Source organism: Bacillus sp. FJAT-27916 (genome assembly GCF_001183965.1).
Lineage (GTDB): Bacteria > Bacillota > Bacilli > Bacillales > Pradoshiaceae > Pradoshia.
The window spans coordinates 2784618-2808206 of the sequence record NZ_LFZV01000001.1 but is presented as its reverse complement, the minus strand read 5'-3'; the positions used below and the strand labels follow the sequence as shown (position 1 = coordinate 2808206).

Here is a 23589-nt window from a genome sequence, read left to right as displayed (position 1 = left end):
CTGCTGAAACAATTAAATCAGCAGTTCTTATTTTTTCCACTCTGTATAAGGATAGCTTTCTCCAAGCCGTGCAAATGTTGGTTTATAGTATTTACGCGGTGAGTGCTGTTTTCTTCCAGTATCTTGGCTTTCCTCTTTAATGCCAGTGTAAATCATCAATCGCTGCTTGGCTTTAGAGAGAGGAATTTTTGAGGATGGATTACGAATGTTTTTTGATAGATGGCCTAAATGTGGCAAATTCGTAAAGTCCCCTTTGCATGGGGGGATATGAAAGGTATACTTTCCGCATTCAATCAGCACATCAGACTGCTGGAAACTGAGATGAGGGTGATCGGAGAATTGAAGCCCAAGCTTCTTCGCTTTTCCTTCTTCCAGCATTTTGGTTAATGAACACTTTTTTAAGTGATAAAGAAATTTTGGATTTGAGGCTGTTTTAGCATGCCTGTTTACAGAATAAATGGCTTCGGCCAAATCATCTGCCGAGTAGGATTTTTGATTTCGGTTGTTCCCTCTCGTTTCTTTCATAAATTGTCCTTTCTATTCTTTCGTGTATTTTAGCGGTGAATACTAAGTTTGATACTAATAATTATACCGTGTCTAGCAAATGGATGAAAGGGAAAACATCGCTCGAGTTATCACCAATTGCTTAATGAATGAAGGGTTATTGCTTTTTTGATGAGGGATGAGTATTCTAAATGCATATCTTATACATAAGTGAGTGAATAAAATGATGAAGAATGGTCTACTAGCGTCTCTGGGCGGAGCGATAGGCGCATGCCTTCGGTACGGAATGAATGAGATCATCCCTTATACAGTTTTCCCCTTGGCGACATTTCTGATTAATAGTATCGGCTCTTTTATTTTAGCCTTTTTGACCTTTTCCTTATTTAGGGACGAGAGATTTTCGAATTTAAAACTTTTCCTGGGAACCGGATTATGCGGCGGATTCACCACAATGAGTACATATGCCCTGGAGACGGTCAGACTTTTGGATACAGATCCTGCAGCTGCACTTCTATATATGATGCTTACCTTATTCATTGGGGTCGGCATGGCCTTATGCGGGCTGGCGGCGGCTGCCTTACTTCGTAAAGGCAGGGGGGTAGTCAAATGATTTCAGTTATGTTAGGAGGATTCATTGGCACGTTCATACGATATGCAATAACAGAAGGGATGAAAGGGAGAACCTCTATCTTTCCTTCAGCAGTGCTGTTCATTAATTTATCCGGTTCCTTCTTAATTGGACTCATGGCCGGGATTGGGTTGAATGCAGCATCTCCAGAAGGCAGATTGATCTTTACCGGATGTTTAGGTGCATTCACAACCTTCTCAACCTTTAGTGTGGAAACAGTTCAGCTTTGGAAGGAGAAGAGGCTAAGCACGCTTACTGTTTATCTTCTCTTGTCCTTGCTTGGGTCGGTGATGCTGTGTATGACCGCCTATTGGCTGGGCCAAGCATTCAAATAATAGGCAGGCGTTTTAGAAACGCCTGCTGTTTCATGTCTCGGAGGGCTGCATGCCGGCTTCGCCATGATAAAGGTCAAAGACAGTAATCTCAGGCCTGCATAGCAGACGGTAAGGAATCCTGGTAGTTCCTAACCCTCGGTTAACATAGAGGGAGAAGGAATCGCTTAATTCGTATAATCCTTCATTGTATTCCTTAGCGTGCGGCGGTGTAATCAATGGACCTACCAAGGGAATCTGTACTTGTCCCCCGTGGCTGTGACCGCTCAATTGCAAATGAACGGGGTAGCGAGCGGCTTCGTTCGCATAATCTGGGGCATGGGATAAAAGAAGGGTAAACAGGTTTCTTGGTTTCCCAGAGAGTGCTTGGGCGATATCTGGTGCACCAAGACTAGAATCGTCTACACCGGCAATCAGCATGCTTTCCCCGTTCTTTTGAACGATATCAGAAGCATTCTTTAGTACTTTAAAGCCGCATTTGTCCATCGTTTGTTCATAAAGCTCTGTTCCATAACCTCCATGGTCATGATTCCCGTAGACAGCGTATTTTCCGAGAGGAGCTTTCAAAGAGTTTAGAAGGCTATATAATTCTGAGGGGACACTATATTCATCCGGATTGTCAAGTAAATCCCCTGCAAAGCAAATTAAATCTGGCTTGAAATCGTTAATAGTTTGAACGGTCTTTTTTAGATCAGTCAAGTCATATTGAAATCCGATGTGGGTGTCATTAAATTGGACGATACGGGTTTGGTTAAATGAAGGAGGAATCAGAAGATGCGAATATGTATACTGGTTGATTTCAACCCAATCAGGTTCTACTTCCTTCATATAGTATCTTCCCCCCGCTAATGAAGTGAGCAGGGTAACTCCATATAGCGCCCCTTTTTTTAGAAAAGAACGTCTTGAAAGTGTTTTCATGGTATTTCCCTTTTCTTTGCAATTTTGCTTTTTATATTCTTTCCCATCCTATCATGCAGGGCTTTGGTTTGTTAAGTAATTCGAATGCAGGAAGGACTTTCTCTCAATCTATGGTAAATTAGGATGGTTTAAGGTAAACTATAATAATAACCCTTATGCTTTTCATGTGGAAGGCTAATCATCAACGTACATTTCCCGAAGTCTAAAAGATGAGGATGTTGAAAATGAATAAAAGCAAAAGCAAGCAATATGAAATGTTGTATATTCCTTCAAAATTCGGGATGATTAAAGTATACATTTATGGTTTTAAACAGAACGGCAAGACAGGCCGAGTATTTATTGTGTTAAATGGTATAAAGGTTAACGGGAAAGGGATTCATAAGAAGCAGACATTGATCAGCACATTATCAAAATTTAATGAGATGATTAAAGCTTCTTAGGTGATTGGGAAATTCCCTTAAATACGATTAGTCCAACAGACGGGTGACCATTTGGTTATTCGTCTGTTTTTTTTTGTTTCCTTGAAGGTCAATAGATAAATAGAGCTATTGCTCATCTATGCCGGGAATTTAGAATTTTATTAACTTACATTATTTGGATGTAAATGTGGTAAAATTAATTGAATATTCTTAATAATGGAGGGATAGGATGAAGGGGAAGGTAGTTATCATTACCGGCGGTTCAAGCGGGATGGGTTTAGCCATGGCAAAGAAATTCATCTCGGAAGGGGCGAAGGTGGTCATCACGGGAAGAAACCATGAAAGACTGGAGTCAGCAAAGGCAGAAATCGCCGCTAAAGAAGGAGAACTCTTGACCATTCAAATGGACGTCCGCCTGGTGGAGGATGTAAACGAAATGGTACAAGAGACCGTGCGTACCTTTGGGACTGTGGATTTCCTGATCAATAACGCAGCGGGGAATTTTATCTGTCCATCAGAGGATTTATCTCCTAATGGGTGGAAGGCTGTTATTGATATTGTGTTAAATGGGACCTTTTATTGCAGCAGTGCTGTCGGAAGATACTGGATTGACCATCAGATAAAAGGATCTATCACGAATATGATTGCGACTTATGCTTGGGATGCAGCACCGCATGTCGTTCATTCTGCTTCGGCTAAAGCAGGTGTACTCGCTATGACAAGAACATTGGCTGTAGAATGGGGGCGGAAATATGGTATAAGAGTTAACGCCATTGCACAGGGTCCAATCGAGCGTACAGGAGGAGCGGGGAAACTGTTTCAATCTGAAGAGGCGGAAAAAAGGACGATTGAGCATGTCCCGCTTGGCCGTCTTGGAACACCTGAAGAGATTGCTGAACTTGCCTGTTTCCTTTTTATGGACCAGGCGCAATATATAAATGGAGAGTGCATTTCGATGGATGGGGGATCACATTTGCGGCAATATACTTTCTGATTTAGGGTGCAGGAAAGGGTTTTCTATCTTTTTCTAATGAAAAGTGTAAGGTCTTCATAAATGGGGAATAGCCTAATTATACGAACAAATTCCTACACTATAGGAGGATGAAGAATGAAGCATCTTTTGCGAACGTTTCTTGCGTCTTTAGCCATATTCATCGTCTTTCCTCTTTTGAATGTAAAAGCGGACAGGCCATTAAGTGAGGAGGAAGCCTTTCGTTTCCTGCAGGAAGCTTTTGATGCCCAATTAGCCATAACTGAAAACCCAAGAAGCATGGAAGAGATAGAAGAATCCCTTGGGCGTTACTTTACGAAGGAATACACAAAGGATTTTATTGAGATGAATGTGAAGGAGAATATGGATGGGGAAGGATATCTTGCCTACGGGACTGATTTTGCCCTTTATTATATCCCTTTCTTTACATATGATGAAAACACAAAGCTTGGCTATGACACAGAGCGGGATAAATGGTATGTGTATGAATGGTTTGAAGAATCAAGTGAAGGACCTGTAAGCTATGATGGACATTATGAGGCCGTTGGGCTGACGTTTAAAGACAATGAATGGGCCATTGATGACTATCAAATCAGCTTCGATCCCGAGGGATTAAGTGATAATCCTACGGTTGAAAAGAGTGAAAACGACCAATCAGAAGTTACTAAATCTGATGACGGAATCTGGGGAATCGTGCTTGGATTCATCAAATACGCATCCGTTACACCATTTGCTTCCTTAGGATGGATATCAGTCGAATAATTGATAAGGTATGACCATGAAAGCCACTCTAAGATCAGAGTGGCTTTTCCAATTAACCGAGCGCCTTGGTAATCCGCTCTTGATCGAAGCCGATGATGACTTCTCCATTAATGACGAAGGTAGGCGTCGAATAGGAATCATATTGATTCATTAATGTCTTTCGAGCTTTGGCATCCTTCTTGATATCAAGTAATGTATAGGCAATGCCGTGTTCATCAAAATAATTTTTTGCAAAGGCGCATGGCGGGCATCCGGGCTGTGTAAAGAATAGGATGGGTTCCACTACGCTCAACCCCTTTCTATAATCATCGTTTTACTCTTTGCTTATCGTAACATGGAAAAGAGGGCTTTGGGGTATATGAAAGAATCTGACCAAAAAATTCCGGATGAAAAAATAGGTGAGTGGAATTTTTATCCCATTGTTTTTATGTTAAAATGGGTAAGTCTCTTAAATTGGGTAACACATTGACATAAATGGCAAAGAATAAGTAAAGACTTTTGGTGTACAATTAAGGCTTATTCCACTATCCTATAAATGATGGATACCTAAGAGAAACTATTTGTTGGTAGTCACGAAAGGAGCATATATTAAATATGTCACGTTTACAAGGAATTCTTACACGATTAAAAAATTTGCAAGAGCAAGCGAAAGTATCTGATACAGCACAACGTGTGTTTGAAGTTGAAGGCCAGGTGAAATGCCAAGTCACTTTCTTTGATAAAACAGAAACATTTGAGTTGGAAATTTTCCAAGACAAAGGGAAGACTTTGAAATATCAATTTGATAATATTGATATGATCGCTATTGAGATTTTTGAGTTAATCTACAGCTAATTAGATCGATGAACATCATAAAAGGATGCTGCCACTAAAATCATAAAAAACACCGCCAAGAATAGCATCTGCTAATGATGGATGACTAGATAAAGGGGTTCTTTTCCATGTTGGAAATACAAAAATTAGATGGGTTTGAACTGGCTGTCAAAGATTTGATGATATCGTCTGAACGTGTGGCACATGTCCAAAAGGGTAATAATCTCGAACATGCCCTTCTTGTCCTGACAAGAAGCGGGTATACGGCCATACCTGTTCTCGACCATACATTTAAGCTTCAGGGCTTGATTAGTACACCCAAAATTATGGATGTCATAATGGGACTTGAGCGAATTGAGTTTGAGAAGCTTGACCAGATTAAGGTTGAGGATGTGATGAACGGTGACATTCCATGTCTTGATGTGAACGATGCCATTGAGGAAGCATTGGAATTGTTAATCGATCATCCGTTTATATGTGTGGTGGAGAATAAAGGGACATTTGCAGGAATTCTAACGCGAAGACAGATTTTAAAGCAAGTAAACCGATTGGTGAAGAAAATGAAATACAATTAATGAAGAGCCTCCATCGTTAGGAGGCTTTTTCTTATCTTTCTGAAGGAATATACAGGGAAGGGACTTTCTTGGATTCCTCGTTTTGGATACAATGGTTTTTAAGGGGGTTCTGTTTTGGAGACGAAAAAAACGAATAGTAAGAAAAGAAAAACGAACCGCCCGCTCGTTCTTATTTCCATTATTCTGGCAACCTTTATGAGTGCTGTTGAGGGAACAATCGTTTCAACGGCCTTACCGGAGATTGTCGGCGAGCTAGGGGGATTTTCACTATACAGCTGGGTATTTTCAGCCTATCTGCTCATGAATACGGTAACAGTGCTCATCTATGGAAAACTGGCTGACTTATTTGGCCGTAAGCCTGTATTGTTGTTTGGAATCTCTGTCTTTATGATTGGGTCTCTCTTTGCCGGTTTTGCCTGGTCAATGCAAAGTCTGATTTTCTTCAGGCTCATTCAAGGGTTTGGAGCTGGAGCGGTTACGCCCATTGCCATGACAGTGGTAGGTGATATTTACTCGCGAGAAGAGCGGGCAAAGATTCAAGGATATTTATCAAGCGTATGGGGAATCTCCGCGATTCTAGGACCTGCCCTTGGTGGCTTTTTTGTTCAGTATTCCTCTTGGAGCTGGATTTTCTGGATCAATATTCCCCTTGGACTTCTGGCCGTATGCGGTTTAGTCTTCTTCTTCCATGAGGAAGTAAAGCGGAAAAAGCATAAAATTGATTATTTGGGTGCAGCGCTGATTACAGGCTCTATTACGCTTTCTATGTATGTGTTTGTGGAAGGTGGCATCCGCTTTGACTGGCTGTCTTCGCAAAGTTTTCTGTACATAGGGATTATCGCTCTGTTGTTTTATTTGTTCGTTAGACATGAGAATCGATTTGAGGAGCCGGTGATGCCGTTTGCTGTTTGGAGAATCCGTCCCATTCTCATTGCTAATTTAACCTCTCTTTTGACTGGGATGATTTTAATCGGAATCTCAAGCTATCTGCCTGCCTTTGTTCAAGGTGTAATGGGGCTTTCACCCACGATTGCAGGGTTTACATTGACAGTCATGTCAATCGGATGGCCAATTGCCTCTACGGCATCTGGTTACCTGCTTTTAAAGATTGGGTACAGAAAAACGTGTATCCTTGGCGGTGTCTTTCTTGTGTTTGGAGGAACGATATTTATGCTTCTTCCCTCTCTTCCAAATCCTTTCTTAGCAGCATTTGGATCGTTCTTGACTGGCGCTGGAATGGGCTTGACAAGTACAGCCTTCATCGTTTCCATTCAGTCCACGGTGGAATGGGAGAGCCGCGGTGCGGCAACAGCGGCCAATATGTTTATGAGGAATCTTGGTAATACTGTTGGAGCGGCCGTGCTGGGAGGAATTCTTAACAATCGCCTTCAGGCATATTTTCTAAGTCACGATTATTCGGGTGAGAAGCTTGATCTCAATTCCGTAAATGAATTGTTAAGTGCTGAAGTACGCAGTACATTGGCTCCGGAAAAATTGAGCCAGCTGCAAAGCGGACTGACGCATGCCTTGGGATACGTTTATACAGGAGTCTTTATCCTTGCGCTTTGTGCGCTCATTCTTATCCTTTTCATGCCAAGAAAAGAAGTCGAAGAATCACGTGGTTAATGTTTGCGGTTACCTGAGGTTAGAAGGTACAATAAACTGTGCGTTCGATTAAAGGATATAGAGCAGTGAGGGAACCGAATGATGATAACCGATTTTGAACTATTGGACACATTGGCAGAAGAATTGAATTTGAGAAGGACGGCTGAAAGAATGTTTGTCTCCCAGCCGGCTTTGTCTCAGCGCCTTCAATCGATTGAAAGAGAGTGGGGTACCGCTCTTTTTATCCGTTCTCCAAAGGGAATGATGCTGACAGAGGCGGGAGAGATTGTCGTTCAATATGCGCGGGATTCATTGAAGTTAAAGAGTAAGGCGCGCGAAAGAGTGGATGCCCTTACACATGATGTTCAAGGGACCTTAAAGATTGCGAGCGCTTCTATCGCCGGTCAGTACTGGCTTCCCTCGGTTTTGAAGAAATATGTAGCAGCCTATCCCAATGTTAAAATCTCGCTTGTAACCGGTTGGAGTAGCGAAATGATCGAGAATTTATACAATGGGAATGCTCATATTGGTATTTTGCGAGGGAGCCCAGACTGGAGCGGATATAAGAAGCTGTTATTTAATGATCCTTTATTTTTGGTTGATACAGAATTGAGCCAGCTTTCAGACGCGATGGATACGGAGAAACCTTTTATTCTATTTAAGAGTGATTCAAACTATTATAGGGAAATCCAGAATTGGTGGATTCGTCATTATAGTATTCCGCCGACGCGGACAATCTTAGTCGACCAAATCGAAACCTGTAAACAGATGGTGATGAATGGAATTGGATATGCCATCTTGCCGGGAATCTCCTTAAGGGAAGAGGATGCTTCCTATTATAAGCTTCCTTTGTTTGATAAAGACGGGCAGGCGGTTGACCGGAAAACATGGATTGTCTGCAGTGAAGCGTCATTAGAACTTAGACAGGTAAAGGCATTTGTTGACCTTGCGCTTCAGATGATGACCGCTGAATCAAAATGTAAGGATTGACTTGAATTTCATTTTTTTGTTTGTTAAAGTTAAGAAAATTATGTAGTGGGAGATGAGGAATCAGCATGAAAATGATGGACGCTAATGAGATTATTTCTTTTATCGGAAATAGTGTGAAGAAAACCCCGGTGAAAGTATACATAAAAGGACAGCTGGAAGGACTTGATTTCGGTCCCGAAGCTTCTGCCTTTATTAACGGCAGTACTGGAGTTGTCTTCGGAGAATGGTCTGTAATCCAGCCAGTACTTGAAGAGAATAAAGAGAAGATTGAAGATTATGTTGTAGAGAACGACCGACGCAACTCTGCTATTCCTCTTTTAGATCTTAAAGGAATCAATGCCCGTATTGAACCTGGTGCTATTATCCGTGACCAAGTGCATATCGGTGATAATGCTGTTATCATGATGGGTGCCTCCATCAATATCGGAGCCAGCATTGGCGAAAAAACGATGATTGATATGAACGCTGTGCTTGGAGGACGTGCAACAGTAGGGAAGAACTGTCATATTGGTGCAGGCTCTGTCTTAGCTGGTGTAATCGAGCCACCTTCTGCGAACCCAGTTGTGATTGAGGATAATGTTCTCGTTGGGGCAAATGCTGTCATTCTAGAAGGTGTTCGAGTTGGCGAAGGAGCCGTTGTCGCAGCTGGTGCAATCGTTGTAGAGGATGTACCTGCCCATACGGTGGTAGCAGGTGTTCCTGCGAAAGTCATCAAACATATCAACGATGTTGAAAAATCAAAAATTGAAATCAAGGACGAGCTTCGACAGCTCTAATCCTGAATGAGAGGGCGCGGAAATGACTTTCCGCGCCTGTTTTCAGATGAAAGTCGAGGTGGAGAAAGAGTGGATAAGGATAAGCTGATTAAAATCCGGAGGGACCTGCATCAAATACCTGAACTTGGCTTCCAGGAATTCAAAACACAGGCCTATTTACTGGATTACATAAAAAGCCTTCCGCAGGAAAGTGTCGAATGGGAAACGTGGAAAACAGGTATCTTTGTTCGCGTCAAGGGACTTAGCCCGAAAAGGACAATTGGTTATCGAGCAGACATAGACGGGCTGCCGATTAAAGAGGAAACAGGTCTGTCCTGCACCTCTCTTCATGAAGGAAGGATGCATGCTTGCGGGCACGATTTCCATATGACCATTGCTCTAGGAGTGTTAACCCAACTTGTAAAAAATCCTATTAATGATCATGTCCTTTTTATGTTCCAGCCAGCTGAAGAAGGACCTGGCGGTGCGCAGGAAATGATTCAGACGGATATCTTCAAACGATGGAAGCCTGAGATGATCTTTGGGCTTCATGTGGCGCCTGAATATCCAGTTGGGACAATCGCGACGAAGCCGGGGCTGCTTTTTGCCAATACATCAGAATTATATCTTGATTTTATCGGTAAAGGCGGTCATGCCGCTTATCCACATTTGACGAATGATATGGTAGTAGCTTCTTGTCAGTTTGTTAATCAGCTTCAAACGATTGTCTCTCGAAATATTAATCCGATGGATTCGGCTGTTGTAACCATTGGGAAGATTACGGGAGGAACGGTCCAGAATATCATTGCAGAAACCTCCCGTATTGAGGGAACAATCCGAACCTTGTCAGAGGATGCGATGGTATTAGTCAGGGATAGGATTAAGCAAATGGCGAAGGGTGCTGAGGTTACCTTCAATTGCCAGGTCAAAATAGATTTTGGGGCATCTTATTATCAAGTCTATAATGAAGAAAACGTCACGAAGGAGTTCATGTCATTTGTACATGAGCATAAAGAAGCTTCCTTGGTTGAGTGCAAGGAGGCCATGACAGGGGAAGACTTTGGGTATATGATCAAGGATATCCCAGGCTTTATGTTCTGGCTTGGTGTTAATTCCCCGTATGGTCTTCATCATGCGAAAATGAACCCTGATGAAGCAGCAATTGAATTTGCCGTTAATCTTATCAGCGATTACCTGCATAAGGCATAATCTTGAGAAAAAAGGGCCAGGTCCGTTAAATGGACCTGGCCTATTCTCTGTCCTATTCTGCCGCTTTTGCTGCTTCTTGTTTTCTAATCTCATCAATGGCAAGCTTGATTTGCTGGCGCAGTACACGCTCAACATATGCCTGCTGCCCATTGGTTGTTCTTGCAACAATCCGAATCGTGAAATCCGAAATGCCAAGCTCTTGAATACCGAGAATGTCTGGACCAAGGACGATATCGTCATTTTCCTCCGCCATTTTTCTGCAAATATCCTGAATGACCATGGTAATGAGATCGAAATGGTCATTCTCGCTTAACTTGATCTCAACCATCGCTCTCATTGTGCCTCGTGAATGATTGCTTACTGTGGCAATCTGTCTATTGGGGATGAAATGAAGGCTTCCGTCATAATCCCTTATTTGAAGGGTCTTAAGACCGACAACTTCAACGGTTCCCTTTATAAGTCCGATTGTCACCTCATCACCGACATCAATTTGTCTTTCAAGAAGGATGAAGAAACCTGTAACGACATCACTGACAAGGCCTTGTGCCCCGAAACCGACAGCAAGGCCGACAATTCCAGCACCGGCAAGGATGGCAGTTACCTTAATATCGAATAATTCCAGAATAGTGACGATTAATATGAATGAATAAATATAGCTGATAATATTTTTCGTCAATGATTCAAGTGTTTTTGTGCGGTTATCTGTTCCTTTGCTTTTCGCTTGCAGACGGGCAAAGATCGTTTCAACGACCTTGTTTGTGAAAATCTTGATTAATTTGTAGATGACATAGAAGAAAAGGACCCTTAATAATACCTCTCCTATGTCAATAAGCAGTTGCTCCCATTGGATATTAGCCCAATTGAATGCAGCCGACATGTATAAATTCATGTGACCATTTCCTTTCTCTTTCTCCAATAAAACATCTCCTCTAATAGAATAAAGGAAAAATTGATTGAAAAACAATAGTTTCCTATAATAATAAATGAAATTTCTCTATGATATCTGCTACTATTTAATGTAAAAGATGGTATTTTCAACTTTTCTGCTGTGCAAGATAAATTTTCTTCGATATTATTTAAAGTAGGCTATTTTGTCACAATTTATCCATATGAATCATTGGCTTAAAAACATTATAATGGTCAAATGGAGAAAACATAACGGAAAGAAGAGGCTAAGAGTCATGAGTGTTGAATTAGTCACAATGGGGATACTATGGTGCTACTTATATATTTATATCATCATTGCCTCCATTGAATTTGGAATCGGTTTTTTCGCCTATTATGGCAGATTTGTCAGCAAAAAACCAAGTGTACATAAACTTGAGAACGCTTATGATCCACGCCTATGGCATATAACGATTATCTTCTTTGTTCTATTTGTAGTAGGGTTGATTGGCTTTTTTCCAGATACGCTCGAATATTATGGGAGGGCTTTGATCATTCCCGGTATAGTTGTCGTCATCTTGATTTTGATTCGTTATTTAGCCCACCTGCTATACAAGAAAGAAAAGAACACAGGCTGGTTTCTCTTCGTATATGGTTCAACCGGCTTATTGATTCCGGCGGCCCTTTCTATCGGCCTGACCATCTCTGAGGGAGGTTTTATCCGCAGAGAGAACGAAGTGGTGGAGCTTTTAAGCTGGAAGCTGTTTTTAAGTCCTTATTCATGGAGTGTTGTTTTCCTTGCGGTTGTGAGTGTTTTGTTTATCAGCGCATCATTTTTGTATTTCTATAAACAAAGAATGGGAGACATAGCCGCCAGTGAGACGACAAGGGGGTATGCTTTGTTTTGGAGCGTGCCGGCTATCTTTGCCTCTATCCTGGTTATTGTCTCGCTGAGAGGGCATAATATTCGCCATTTTGAGAGCGGTCTGGATGTATGGTGGCTGTTCGCCCTATCTCTTATCTTTTACTTTGGGGCTGTTTATCTGATTTATACGAGGAAGAGGCAGGGTCTGGCCTTCCTGTTTGTTCTATTGCAATTCTTGACGGCCTTTTTTGGATATGGAATTTCACATCTTCCCTTTATTTTGGACCCGTTTATTACGATTCAGTCTTTTAAGGGGGAGAGAGGCTGGGCGGCGCTTGCGGCACTGTTAATAATCGGAGTGCTCTTGATTGTCCCTTTTGGACGAATGGTCAGGAAACTGCTTGATGATAAAAAAGAATAATAATAAAAAGCGCAAGGCACCTTTAGAAAGGGCCTTGCGCTTTTGCGTTGTCGATTATACTTCCATGATAATTGGAAGGATCATTGGGCGGCGCTTTGTCCGCTCATATAAGAATGGTCCTAGTGTATCAGTTACTTGATTCTTAATTTCAGACCATTGAGTTGTTTTCTTGGCCATCGTTTTGTTCAAATGCTGGGTAATCAAGTTTTGAGCATCATTGATTAAGTCACCGGATTCTCTCATGTAGACAAAGCCTCTTGAGATGATATCTGGTCCGGCTGCAATCTTGAATTCCTTCATATTGATGCTTACAACAACGATTACCAATCCTTCCTCTGAAAGGATGCGTCGGTCACGCAGCACAATATTCCCGATATCACCTATACCGCTTCCGTCAATATAGACATTTCCAGAAGGTACCTTTCCGGCTACGGATGCGCTGTCCTGTGTAAGAGCGAGTACTTCGCCGTTATCCATGATGAAGCAATTCTCTTCCTTTACACCACAATCAACAGCAAGCTGGACATGTGTGCGCTGCATGCGGTATTCCCCGTGAATCGGCATGAAGAATTTCGGCTTCATTAAGCGAAGCATAAGCTTTTGTTCTTCTTGTCCGCCGTGACCGGATGTGTGAATATTGCTGAGCGGCCCGTGAATAACGTCAGCTCCTGCGCGGTACAGCATGTTGATTGTCCGTGAAACGCTGATGGTGTTTCCAGGGATAGGGGAAGAAGAAAAGACAACCGTATCTCCTGGGATGATTTGAATTTGTCTATGTGTTCCGTTGGCAATCCTTGATAACGCTGCCATTGGCTCACCCTGTGATCCAGTACAAAGTATGGTTACTTCATTTGCTGGTGTCCGATTCAATGTCTGGGTATCAATGAATGTTTCCTTCGGTGCATTGATGTATCCGAGTTCAAGACCAATTTCAATGGCATTTTCCATGCTGCGGCCAAATACGGCAATCTTGCGTCCGTTTTCAACGGCTGCTTCTGTTACTTGCTGCAGGCGATGAATATTAGAGGCAAATGTTGCAAAAATAATCCGCCCATCCACTTTACGGAAGATATCCTGGATGCTTTCGCCCACTTTACGCTCAGACATGGTGAAATTAGGAATTTCACTGTTCGTGCTGTCAGACAAAAGGCATAGGACGCCTTCTTTTCCGATTTCAGCCATCTTTGTTAAGTTTGCAGGCTCTCCTACCGGTGTGAAGTCGAATTTGAAGTCCCCTGTATGAACGATGTTTCCTTGAGGTGTCTTTACGACAATCCCGTAGGAATCAGGGATACTATGGGTTGTCCGATAGAAAGTAACAGAAGTTTTACGGAACTTGATAATGTCATCCTCTTTAATTTCGTGGATTGTTGCTTGACGTAGCAGTCCGTGCTCTTCTAACTTTTTCTTAACCAGGCCGATGGCAAGCTTACCGCCGTATATAGGGATATTGATTTGTTTGAGCAAATAAGGGATCCCGCCGATATGATCTTCATGGCCATGTGTGATGAATAGTCCTTTAATCTTATCAACGTTTTTGACAAGATAGGAATAGTCAGGAATCACATAATCGATACCCAATAATTCATCCTCAGGGAATTTGATGCCGGCATCAATCAAGACGATTTCATCTTGGAATTGTACCGCATACGTATTTTTGCCGATTTCGCCAAGCCCTCCAAGGGCGAAAACAGCTGTTTGGTCATTTTTAACGAACTTCATATATTACTCAATCTCCATGATGCGGAAATCTGGGTTTTGCTTTTCAAACTCCAAGTATTCCGCATCAAGTACTTGTACAAATTCAATGTTAAAAGGAAGGCTTTTTAACTTTTGACGAACATCACGTTCAGATGTTCCTTCAACATAAGCAGTTTTTGTTTTTTCGCGTACAGGTACCTCAGCGGCATTTTCCTGAAAAAAAACTTTAAAAATCATAATAAAAATCTCTCCTAACTAAACTCTAATAAAATTTATAAATAAAGAGGCGGCATGGAGCAACAACCAGGCCACCTTATCTATTCAAAGTGTTTTCCTTTTTTGGTTTGTTCCTTTAGTCACTATTATAAGAAAATATCCTAACCATTGCATGTTTAAACCATTAATGCGTGGACTGTTATCTACTTTACCGAAAGAATAAGCCCTCCGCAAGGATATTTGAAGGGCTTTTCAAAAAATTATGCAATTGATTTCCTGCCCATCAGGTCCTTCCATTGTTTAAGAAGCTTTTTTCTGAGCTTTTTTAACATGGTTGACCATCTCCTTTACTTCTTATTTTAATGGTTATTTAATGAAAGTAAATACATCTGCAGATTTATATGCATGCTTTTCATTAATTTCTTATCTCGTTTGAATATTCATAGTATATGTCGGGCAGGTGCTGTTTAGTTTGTTATATATTGACAGTGTTTTATGGATGGTCATGTTTAAGTGACGGAGTGGAAGGGTCATTATATTAGTGATAGTATGAAGATGGGAAAAATCAAACGTATTTACATGCAGGCTGGAGGAAGGTCATGGGAAAGATTTGTTTTTTTGATATTGATGGTACACTGCTGGATTCAGAGAAGAAGATTCCACAGTCGACAAAGGAAGCTTTGCGTTTATTAAAGAAAAATGGTACTTATATTGCCATTGCAACTGGCAGAGCGCCATTTATGATCAAGGGCTTATTGAAGGAGCTGGAGATTGATTCATATGTGTCCTTTAATGGGCAATATGTTGTCTTTGAAGGTGAAGTGATTTATAGAAATCCTTTATCTAGAGAACAATTAACAAGACTTGAAATGGACAGCGGGCAGCATGGCCATTCAATGGTATTTATGAATGATGTGACGATGAAAGCAAATGTCAAGCATGACCCGTATATTGAAGAAAGTTTGGGAACCCTGCACTTCCCTCATCCGGAACTGGACCCGGTTTATTATAAGGAGCAGGATATCTATCAAGGGCTTCTTTTCTGTGAGGAGCATGAAACCGCGCTTTATGAGGGTAAATATCCAGATATTCAATTCATTCGCTGGCATCCTTATTCAATGGATGTCGTTCCATTAGGAGGTTCAAAGGCGAAGGGGATTGAACAGGTTATTAAGCGCAAGGGCTTCACGATGGATGATGTGTATGCCTTTGGGGATGCTCTGAATGATATGGAGATGATCCAAGCAGCTGGATGCGGAGTTGTCATGGGCAATGGTGTACAGCAGGTGAAGGAGCATGCTGATTTTGTTACAAAGAGCGTGGATGATGATGGAATCTATTATGCCTTAAAACAATTGAAGCTTATTTAAAGATAAGCTTTGTTAATCTTAAGTGTTGATTGCGGGCGGTGAAACCAAGGGCGGTCGGGGAGCCTATTCGAGTGTTTGGGCGCATCAGTTGGTGTCTTCCTATCCGCTGATTCCGCAGGAGTCAACCACACCTTCCGCTGCAATCAACAAACAGAGCCAAAGTTAAAATCCCTGCATTCCTATCATTTCTAGAGAGGAATGCAGGGATTTTTTGTTTGATTACCGTTCGATGATCACGGCATTGTCTACTTCGGCAAATGGTTGTTCTGCATTGATATGATCATAGAACATGACGCCATTTAAATGGTCGATTTCGTGTTGGATAATGATGGCCATTAATCCCGTTAAACGGATGGTAATCGGCTCGCCATCCATATTGAAGGCCTGAACCTTTACTTTATGATAACGAGGTACATATCCCGGAACAGGGCGGTCGACTGATAAGCAGCCTTCCCCTGAGGATAAATAAGCTTTTTGGACTGAATGACTGACAATCTTTGGATTGAACAGGGTATAGGAATGAAGCTTATCCTTCTCATCAGTTCCATAAATGGCAAGCATCCGTTTTGAAACATTGATTTGCGGAGCGGCTAGTCCAACTCCGGCTCTAAGCCCGAATTTGCCTGCTATCTCTGGATTCTGGCTGTTCTTTAAGTACTCAAGCATACTTTTCAGTGTTGCTTTGTCCTCCTCTGTTGGAGGAATTGTCACTTCTGCGGCCCTTTGACGCAGTGTCGGATGGCCTTCCTTAATGATATCTGCCATTGTAATCATTGTGTTTCACCTCATGAACATCTGCATTAATACCTTCTAGTGTATCAAATCAATTGATAAATGTTAATTAGCTTGTTAATTTAGCTTTAACGGACAGGAAGCATCCCGTCTAAAAGAACATGAGAAACCAAGATGAATAGGCGTGTGAACAACTGTCCATAAAAGCCCGATTGGTTCAACTAACTATCAGCGGAGAGGAGGGACACTCCGCTGTTGGAAGTTTCACTTAATCCCGCATTAACGGACAGTAAGACTCCCGCCTAAAAGAATGTAAGAAAGTCGAGAAGTATAGGTGGGAGGTCAATTGTCCATAAAAGCCCGATTGGTTCAACTAACCATCAGTGGAGAGGAGGAACACTCCGCTGAAGGAAGTTTCACTTTATGATAAAGATCTGCTTATTGGTATATATGATATAAGTTGTCAAAATATGACTGGTTAGATATAGTAATAGTGATAGGAGTGTAGAACAATGACAGGATTAAAAAAGTTACGGATTGTCCTGCTCGGAAGTGTGCTTGCAGTTGCTATTGCCGGCTGCAGCAGCAAGACTCCGGAAGAGGAGAGTTATGATCTTCTTGAGGAGCTCGCCTCCATTGAACAGGGGTATGAAGAACAGCATGAGCCGCTTCAAAAGCTTGAAGCAGAAGACAATGAGATTTATGCTCAAATCATTGAATTGGGCATGAAAGAGATGGATGAGATTAAGACTCTTTCTGACGAGGCAATCACCGGAATAGAGGAAAGAGAAGAATTAATGAAGAAAGAGAAAGAAAGCATCAACGAATCTCGTGAGCGATTTGGAGATTTTGATGGTCTTATCGAAGAGCTGTCAGATAAGAAGGCTCAAACAGAGGCTGCCGCTCTGCAAAAGATTATGAAGCAGCGATATGACGATTATGATCAATTGTATGATTTATATCTAGCAAGCCTGGCTGAAGAGAAAAAGCTTTATGAGCTTTTTAAGGATGAGAAGGCAACGAAGGATCAATTCGAAACACAGATTGAGAGTGTGAATAAGACCTATACAGAGCTATCAGAGGCTAATGCTCAATTCAATGAACAAACAGAAAAGTATAATAATAAAAAAATAAGCTTCTATAATCTTGCAGGAATTGAAGTAGATAGTGAACAACCATGACCGCCGCACAAATGCAGGCGGTTTTCTTTTGTCTGTAAATCTTAGGGTGTTTGAGGGTCAATAATCATGTGCGGATGTGTAATTCTATGAATGATAGGGAGAAAAATCTTATTCGATGTCCGATGGATTTTAATGCGATTTCAATGAATCTTATGGAAATGTGACCAATGATTACCAATGTTTGTGCGGAAATTATACGTTTATAGGTGTTTTGGTCAGGTTGATATAGGGGACAATAATGATAGACAAACCCTTAGGATAAAAGTCTCTATCCAATCTGTACTAGTATAAATTCGTTATAATATATAACAGCTGCGAATGGCAATAGAGGATATAGATGGAAAATATCAGACAAAAACATATTAGTTGACTAGGTTCGTGTTGTTAGGTAAACTTTAACTGTTCATACAATTGTACTATTTTTGCCAGAGGAAATATTGATACAGATGACCTGTTAGAAATAACCTTTTAGTTTTCCTGTGGAAAACTAGTAGTTGTATACTTAATAATTTCACAATTTACTATATTGAGAAAGGGAGATGTGGAATCTTATGGCTTCTAAACAACAAAAAGTCCTGTTTGAGGCAGAGAAGCAATTGGACATCGTCAACGAGCAATTCAAAACGTTACAGATTTTGAATGAAGAGGGGGAAGTCGTAAACGAATCAGCGATGCCTGACCTAACTGACGAACAGCTTCAAGAATTGATGACACGTATGGTTTATACACGTATTTTGGACCAACGTTCCATTTCCTTGAATAGACAAGGAAGATTAGGCTTCTATGCACCTACTGCTGGTCAAGAGGCTTCTCAGCTTGCATCACAATTTGCGCTTGAAAAAGAAGATTTCATTCTTCCTGGCTATCGTGATGTTCCGCAAATGATTTGGCACGGTCTTCCATTAAGCCAAGCCTTTTTATTCTCTCGCGGACATTTTGCCGGGAACCAGATTCCAGAGGGCGTTAATGTAATTTCTCCACAAATCATCATTGGTGCTCAATACGTTCAATGTGCCGGAGTAGCTCTTGGCATGAAGAAAAACAATTCGAAAGCGGTTGCTGTTACGTATACAGGTGACGGCGGTACGTCCCAAGGGGACTTCTATGAAGGAATTAACTTTGCGGGTGCTTTCAAAGCTCCAGCAATCTTTATCGTCCAAAATAACCGTTTTGCCATCTCTACACCAGTTGAGGTTCAATCAGCTTCTCGCACACTAGCTCAAAAAGCGGTTGCCGCTGGAATCCCGGGTGTTCAAGTTGATGGTATGGATCCGCTTGCTGTATACGCTGTCGTTAAAGAAGCGCGTGAAAGAGCAATCAACGGTGAAGGTCCTACTTTAATTGAAACGCTTACTTATCGTTATGGTCCGCATACAATGGCCGGCGACGACCCAACTCGTTACCGTACAGCTGATCTTGACAATGAGTGGGAGAAAAAAGATCCGCTTGTTCGTTTCCGTAAGTTCTTGGAAGGTAAAGGACTATGGAGCGAAGAGAAGGAAAACGAAATCATTGAACAAGCAAAAGAAGATATTAAACAAGCCATTAAAGAGGCTGACAATACACCAAAACAAAAAGTAACAGACTTGATCACAAACATGTTTGAAACACTTCCTCCTAACTTAGAGGAACAATACGAAATTTATGCAGAAAAGGAGTCGAAGTAAGCCATGGCCCAAATGACAATGATTCAAGCCATCACAGATGCATTGCGCACAGAAATGCGCAATGACCCAAAAGTTCTCGTATTCGGTGAGGACGTCGGGGTTAACGGCGGGGTTTTCCGTGCAACTGAAGGATTACAAAAGGAATTCGGTGAAGATCGTGTATTCGATACTCCTTTAGCAGAGTCCGGAATCGGCGGTTTGGCAATTGGACTCGGCTTGCAAGGTTTCCGTCCTGTTCCTGAAATTCAATTCTTTGGATTCTTATTCGAAGTTATGGATTCCATCGCAGGACAAATGGCGCGTATGCGCTATCGTTCCGGCGGAAGATATCATTCTCCAGTTACGATTCGCTCACCATTTGGAGGCGGGGTTCATACACCAGAAATGCACGCAGACAGCCTTGAAGGTTTGATGGCTCAAACACCTGGTGTTAAAGTCGTTATTCCATCTACTCCATATGATGCGAAAGGGTTGCTTATCTCATCTATTCGTGACAACGACCCAGTCATTTTCTTGGAGCATATGAAACTATATCGTTCATTCCGCCAAGAAGTGCCTGAAGAGGAATACACGATTCCACTTGGAAAAGCGGATGTGAAAAGAGAAGGTACAGACCTTACAATTGTCACTTACGGTGCAATGGTGCAGGAATCTATTAAAGCAGCTGAACAACTTGAAAAAGAAGGAGTTTCTGCTGAAGTAATCGACTTGCGGACAATCAGCCCGCTTGATATTGACACAATCATCGCCTCTGTTGAAAAAACAGGAAGAGTAATTGTTGTTCAAGAAGCACAAAAACAAGCTGGTATTGCTGCACAAGTAGTGGCAGAAATTAATGACCGTGCGATTCTTAGCTTGGAGGCTCCAGTTCTTCGCGTAACAGCGCCTGATACAGTATTTGCGTTCTCACAAGCAGAGCCAATCTGGCTTCCAAACTATAAAGACGTACTTGAAACAGCGAAAAAAGTTCTAGAGTTTTAACTTTTTTGCAAAAGTCTCCCGCTTAAATAAACTGGTGAGATTGATGCAAGTTAAACAATAGACTTTATTGATGAGTGCAAACTCCTGCTGAATAAAGTGAAGCCTTCGGCGGATGGCAGAAAAGTTGAGTTGAATGAATGGCTTTCGGGCAAGGGCCCGAACAACTTTTCGCCGCAAAACGCCGAGGTGTTATTGATAGATAGGGGGGAGATGCGCAAGCATTTCCTCTCCCTAATAGAAAGAAATAAGATCTTAGGAGGATGATAGCCGTGGCTTTTGAATTTAAACTTCCGGACATCGGCGAAGGTATACATGAAGGGGAAATCGTTAAGTGGTTCATCAAACCAGGTGATAAGGTACAAGAGGATGACGTGCTTTGTGAAGTGCAAAATGACAAGGCAGTTGTAGAAATCCCATCACCGGTTGAAGGTACGGTTGAAAAGATTTTTGTAGAAGAAGGTACAGTAGCTGTTGTAGGTGATGTACTCGTATCATTTGATGCTCCTGGATATGAAGATGTACAATTTAAAGGGGAGCATGGGGAAGAAAAAACAGAAGCTCAAGTGCAATCAACACTTGAAAGCGGCCAAGATGTTGAAAAACAAGCTGCACCTTCTGAAAAACAAGACTCCCAAACCGGAGCCGGTGCTCAAGATCAAGTAGATGACGCATCTGATAAACGCATCATTGCTATGCCATCTGTCCGTAAATTTGCTAGAGAGAACGGCGTGAACATTCAGAAGGTTTCTGGCTCAGGCAAAAATGGCCGTGTGCTGAAAGAAGATATTGAAGCGTTCATGAACGGCGAAAGCCAACAAGAAGCAGCGCCAGCACAAACAGAGGAAAAAGCTGCAGAACAAAAAGCGGCTCCTCAGCCAATCCCTGCAGGTGAATATCCTGAAACACGCGAGAAAATGAGCGGTATCCGTAAAGCCATTTCTAAAGCTATGGTTAATTCTAAACATACAGCTCCTCACGTAACCTTGATGGATGAAGTGGATGTAACGAAACTTGTTGCTCACAGAAAGAAATTCAAAGAGGTAGCAGCAGAAAAAGGAATCAAGCTTACATTCCTTCCGTATGTCGTAAAAGCTTTGACAAGTGCTCTTCGTGAATATCCTGCACTTAATACATCTCTAGATGATGCTACATCTGAGATTATTCATAAGCATTATTACAATATCGGTATCGCTGCTGATACAGAAAGAGGCTTGCTCGTTCCTGTCGTGAAGGATGCCGATCGTAAATCAATGTTCGCAATCTCTAATGAAATTAATGAACTTGCTGGAAAAGCACGTGATGGCAAATTGGCTCCAAACGAAATGAAAGGTGCTTCTTGCACAATTTCCAATATCGGTTCTGCTGGCGGACAATGGTTCACACCTGTTATTAACCACCCTGAGGTAGCTATCTTAGGTATTGGCCGTATTGCAGAAAAACCAATCGTTCGTGATGGTGAAATTGTTGCAGCTCCGGTATTAGCATTATCTTTAAGCTTTGACCACCGTATGATTGATGGAGCTACTGGCCAAAATGCATTAAATCATATCAAACGCTTATTAAATGATCCAGAACTACTATTGATGGAGGGGTAAGACATGGTTGTAGGTGATTTTCCGATTGAAACAGATACTATAGTAATTGGTGCCGGTCCTGGAGGATATGTAGCAGCTATCCGTGCTGCACAGCTTGGACAAAAAGTAACCATCGTAGAAAAAGGGGAACTAGGCGGCGTTTGCTTAAACGTAGGATGTATTCCTTCTAAAGCGCTTATTACAGCTGGACATCGCTATCATGATGCGAAAAATTCAGCGGACCTGGGAATTTCTGCGGAAAACGTAAAAGTAGATTTCTCAAAGGTTCAAAAATGGAAAGGCACTGTTGTTGAAAAATTGACAAGCGGTGTCGGCGGCCTGTTAAAAGGCAACAAGGTTGAAATTGTCAAAGGCGAGGCTTATTTCGTTGATGCGAACAATATTCGTGTTATGACTGAAACCAGTGCCCAAACATACACATTCAAAAATGCGATTATCGCAACGGGCTCTCGTCCGATTGAATTACCTGCGTTCAAATATTCTAAACGCGTTATTCATTCAACTGGTGCTTTGAATCTTGACCATATTCCTGAGAGCATGGCCATCATCGGCGGCGGTGTAATCGGAATTGAGTTGGGATCTGTATATGCTAACTTTGGTACAAAAGTAACCATTCTAGAAGGAATGGATGAAATCCTTGCTGCTTTCGAAAAACAAATGTCTTCTATCGTTAAGCGTAACTTGAAGAAGAAAAATGTTGATATCTTTACAAAAGTGAAAGCTCAAGGCGTTGAAGAAACAGAAAATGGCGTCATCGTCACTTATGAAGAAAAAGGCGAAGAGAAAAAACTTGAAGCTGAGTATCTATTAGTGACTGTCGGAAGAAAACCAAATACAGATGAAATCGGCTTGGAACAAGTTGGTGTTGAGCTTGATGAAAGAGGCTTCATCAAAACAGACAAACAATGCCGTACATCTGTAGGCAATATCTTTGCGATTGGTGATATTATCACTGGACCGCAATTGGCTCATAAAGCTTCTTATGAAGGCAAAATTGCTGCTGAAGCGATTGCAGGACATTCTTCTGAAATTGATTACCTCGGTATTCCAGCCGTTGTATTCTCTGAGCCTGAACTAGCAACTGTAGGTTATACAGAAGCTCAAGCGAAAGAAGAAGGATTGGATATCGTTGCAGCGAAATTCCCATTCGCAGCAAATGGTCGTGCACTTGCGCTTAATGCGGCTGAAGGCTTCATGAAGTTGATCACTCGTAAAGAAGACGGCCTTGTGATTGGTGCGCAAATTGCCGGACCAGGAGCTTCTGATATGATTGCTGAGCTTGGACTTGCGATTGAAGCAGGTATGACTGCTGAAGATATTGCTATGACAATCCATGCTCACCCTACATTAGGTGAAATCACTATGGAAGCGGCTGAAGTAGCATTAGGAAGCCCAATCCATATCATTAAATAAATTCGTTTTATTCAAGCGCTGGAGACCTGCTGGTTTTCAGCGCTTTTTATTGTCTAAAGCT

At 41.8% G+C, this 23589-nt stretch carries 25 protein-coding genes; 18 read left to right on the top strand and 7 right to left on the bottom strand.

Annotation, left to right across the window (positions count from 1 at the left end; genetic code table 11):
- Positions 1-27 precede the first annotated feature (27 nt).
- Positions 28-525, bottom strand: coding sequence for a YkyB family protein (locus AC622_RS13740; RefSeq protein WP_049671579.1), 498 nt, complete (start codon positions 523-525; stop codon positions 28-30).
- 202 nt (positions 526-727) lie between these two features.
- Here AC622_RS13740 and crcB (AC622_RS13735) point away from each other — a divergent pair, with 202 nt between their 5' ends.
- A complete protein-coding gene (gene crcB / locus AC622_RS13735; protein WP_331456713.1) occupies positions 728-1114 on the top strand; it encodes a fluoride efflux transporter CrcB in 387 nt (128 codons plus the stop codon).
- Complete coding sequence (gene crcB, locus AC622_RS13730; RefSeq protein WP_049671578.1) at positions 1111-1467, top strand: fluoride efflux transporter CrcB; 357 nt, start codon at positions 1111-1113, stop codon at positions 1465-1467. The genes crcB (AC622_RS13735) and crcB (AC622_RS13730) overlap by 4 nt, the downstream gene beginning before the upstream one ends.
- Positions 1468-1497: 30 nt before the next feature.
- Here crcB (AC622_RS13730) and AC622_RS13725 read toward each other — a convergent pair whose 3' ends face one another.
- Complete coding sequence (locus AC622_RS13725) at positions 1498-2292, bottom strand: metallophosphoesterase (protein WP_231589534.1); 795 nt, start codon at positions 2290-2292, stop codon at positions 1498-1500.
- A gap of 314 nt (positions 2293-2606) precedes the next feature.
- Between AC622_RS13725 and AC622_RS13720 the strand changes: the two genes are divergently transcribed.
- The 3 genes from AC622_RS13720 to AC622_RS13710 all read left to right on the top strand — a co-directional run bounded on the left by AC622_RS13720 (position 2607) and on the right by AC622_RS13710 (position 4554).
- Positions 2607-2822 carry a hypothetical protein gene (locus AC622_RS13720; protein ID WP_049671576.1) on the top strand — a complete coding sequence of 72 codons (216 nt, stop codon included), beginning with the start codon at positions 2607-2609 and terminating at the stop codon, positions 2820-2822.
- Between the two features lie 208 nt (positions 2823-3030).
- Positions 3031-3795 carry a 2,4-dienoyl-CoA reductase gene (gene fadH / locus AC622_RS13715; RefSeq protein ID WP_049671575.1) on the top strand — a complete coding sequence of 255 codons (765 nt, stop codon included), beginning with the start codon at positions 3031-3033 and terminating at the stop codon, positions 3793-3795.
- A 114-nt stretch (positions 3796-3909) separates the two neighbouring features.
- The gene (locus AC622_RS13710) at positions 3910-4554 is read left to right on the top strand and encodes a DUF3993 domain-containing protein (RefSeq protein WP_049671574.1); all 645 of its coding nucleotides are present in this window, start codon (positions 3910-3912) and stop codon (positions 4552-4554) included.
- A gap of 52 nt (positions 4555-4606) precedes the next feature.
- Here the strand turns inward: AC622_RS13710 and AC622_RS13705 are convergent, their stop codons facing one another.
- Positions 4607-4837: a glutaredoxin family protein gene (locus AC622_RS13705; RefSeq protein ID WP_049671573.1), complete on the bottom strand. Its 231-nt coding sequence runs from the start codon at positions 4835-4837 to the stop codon at positions 4607-4609.
- A gap of 311 nt (positions 4838-5148) precedes the next feature.
- Between AC622_RS13705 and AC622_RS13700 the strand changes: the two genes are divergently transcribed.
- The 6 genes from AC622_RS13700 to AC622_RS13675 all read left to right on the top strand — a co-directional run bounded on the left by AC622_RS13700 (position 5149) and on the right by AC622_RS13675 (position 10501).
- Positions 5149-5388: a YkuJ family protein gene (locus AC622_RS13700; protein ID WP_049671572.1), complete on the top strand. Its 240-nt coding sequence runs from the start codon at positions 5149-5151 to the stop codon at positions 5386-5388.
- A gap of 107 nt (positions 5389-5495) precedes the next feature.
- A complete protein-coding gene (cbpB, locus tag AC622_RS13695; RefSeq protein WP_049671571.1) occupies positions 5496-5942 on the top strand; it encodes a cyclic-di-AMP-binding protein CbpB in 447 nt (148 codons plus the stop codon).
- A gap of 114 nt (positions 5943-6056) precedes the next feature.
- Complete coding sequence (locus tag AC622_RS13690; RefSeq protein ID WP_049671570.1) at positions 6057-7568, top strand: MDR family MFS transporter; 1512 nt, start codon at positions 6057-6059, stop codon at positions 7566-7568.
- Between the two features lie 78 nt (positions 7569-7646).
- Positions 7647-8537: a LysR family transcriptional regulator gene (locus AC622_RS13685; protein ID WP_049671569.1), complete on the top strand. Its 891-nt coding sequence runs from the start codon at positions 7647-7649 to the stop codon at positions 8535-8537.
- 65 nt (positions 8538-8602) lie between these two features.
- Positions 8603-9313, top strand: a complete 711-nt coding sequence (dapD, locus tag AC622_RS13680) for a 2,3,4,5-tetrahydropyridine-2,6-dicarboxylate N-acetyltransferase (RefSeq protein WP_049671568.1) — start codon at positions 8603-8605, stop codon at positions 9311-9313.
- A 69-nt stretch (positions 9314-9382) separates the two neighbouring features.
- Complete coding sequence (locus AC622_RS13675) at positions 9383-10501, top strand: N-acetyldiaminopimelate deacetylase (RefSeq protein ID WP_049671567.1); 1119 nt, start codon at positions 9383-9385, stop codon at positions 10499-10501.
- A gap of 52 nt (positions 10502-10553) precedes the next feature.
- Here AC622_RS13675 and AC622_RS13670 read toward each other — a convergent pair whose 3' ends face one another.
- Positions 10554-11417: a mechanosensitive ion channel family protein gene (locus tag AC622_RS13670; RefSeq protein ID WP_053103763.1), complete on the bottom strand. Its 864-nt coding sequence runs from the start codon at positions 11415-11417 to the stop codon at positions 10554-10556.
- Between the two features lie 265 nt (positions 11418-11682).
- Between AC622_RS13670 and AC622_RS13665 the strand changes: the two genes are divergently transcribed.
- On the top strand, positions 11683-12672 hold the full coding sequence (locus tag AC622_RS13665) for a cytochrome d ubiquinol oxidase subunit II (RefSeq protein ID WP_049671566.1): 990 nt from the start codon (positions 11683-11685) through the stop codon (positions 12670-12672).
- Between the two features lie 54 nt (positions 12673-12726).
- Here the strand turns inward: AC622_RS13665 and rnjA are convergent, their stop codons facing one another.
- A complete protein-coding gene (gene rnjA / locus AC622_RS13660) occupies positions 12727-14394 on the bottom strand; it encodes a ribonuclease J1 (protein WP_049671565.1) in 1668 nt (555 codons plus the stop codon).
- A gap of 3 nt (positions 14395-14397) precedes the next feature.
- Positions 14398-14610 (bottom strand): DNA-dependent RNA polymerase subunit epsilon, encoded by a 213-nt coding sequence (locus AC622_RS13655; RefSeq protein ID WP_049671564.1) that lies wholly within the window; start codon positions 14608-14610, stop codon positions 14398-14400.
- 578 nt (positions 14611-15188) lie between these two features.
- Here AC622_RS13655 and AC622_RS13650 point away from each other — a divergent pair.
- Positions 15189-15959, top strand: a complete 771-nt coding sequence (locus AC622_RS13650; protein ID WP_049671563.1) for a Cof-type HAD-IIB family hydrolase — start codon at positions 15189-15191, stop codon at positions 15957-15959.
- Between the two features lie 219 nt (positions 15960-16178).
- Here the strand turns inward: AC622_RS13650 and def are convergent, their stop codons facing one another.
- Entirely contained in the window at positions 16179-16733 is a 555-nt protein-coding gene (def, locus tag AC622_RS13645; RefSeq protein ID WP_049671562.1) for a peptide deformylase, read from the bottom strand.
- 470 nt (positions 16734-17203) lie between these two features.
- On the opposite strand from def, the gene AC622_RS13640 reads away from it, so the two are divergent.
- The 5 genes from AC622_RS13640 (at position 17204) to lpdA (ending at position 23528) form a co-directional block, all read left to right on the top strand.
- Positions 17204-17872, top strand: coding sequence for a YkyA family protein (locus tag AC622_RS13640; RefSeq protein WP_049671561.1), 669 nt, complete (start codon positions 17204-17206; stop codon positions 17870-17872).
- Positions 17873-18423: 551 nt separating this feature from the next.
- Entirely contained in the window at positions 18424-19539 is a 1116-nt protein-coding gene (gene pdhA, locus AC622_RS13635) for a pyruvate dehydrogenase (acetyl-transferring) E1 component subunit alpha (protein ID WP_049671560.1), read from the top strand.
- A 3-nt stretch (positions 19540-19542) separates the two neighbouring features.
- Positions 19543-20520: an alpha-ketoacid dehydrogenase subunit beta gene (locus AC622_RS13630; protein WP_049671559.1), complete on the top strand. Its 978-nt coding sequence runs from the start codon at positions 19543-19545 to the stop codon at positions 20518-20520.
- A gap of 269 nt (positions 20521-20789) precedes the next feature.
- A complete protein-coding gene (locus AC622_RS13625; RefSeq protein ID WP_049671558.1) occupies positions 20790-22115 on the top strand; it encodes a dihydrolipoamide acetyltransferase family protein in 1326 nt (441 codons plus the stop codon).
- Positions 22116-22118: 3 nt separating this feature from the next.
- The gene (gene lpdA / locus AC622_RS13620; protein ID WP_049671557.1) at positions 22119-23528 is read left to right on the top strand and encodes a dihydrolipoyl dehydrogenase; all 1410 of its coding nucleotides are present in this window, start codon (positions 22119-22121) and stop codon (positions 23526-23528) included.
- Positions 23529-23589: the final 61 nt, after the last annotated feature.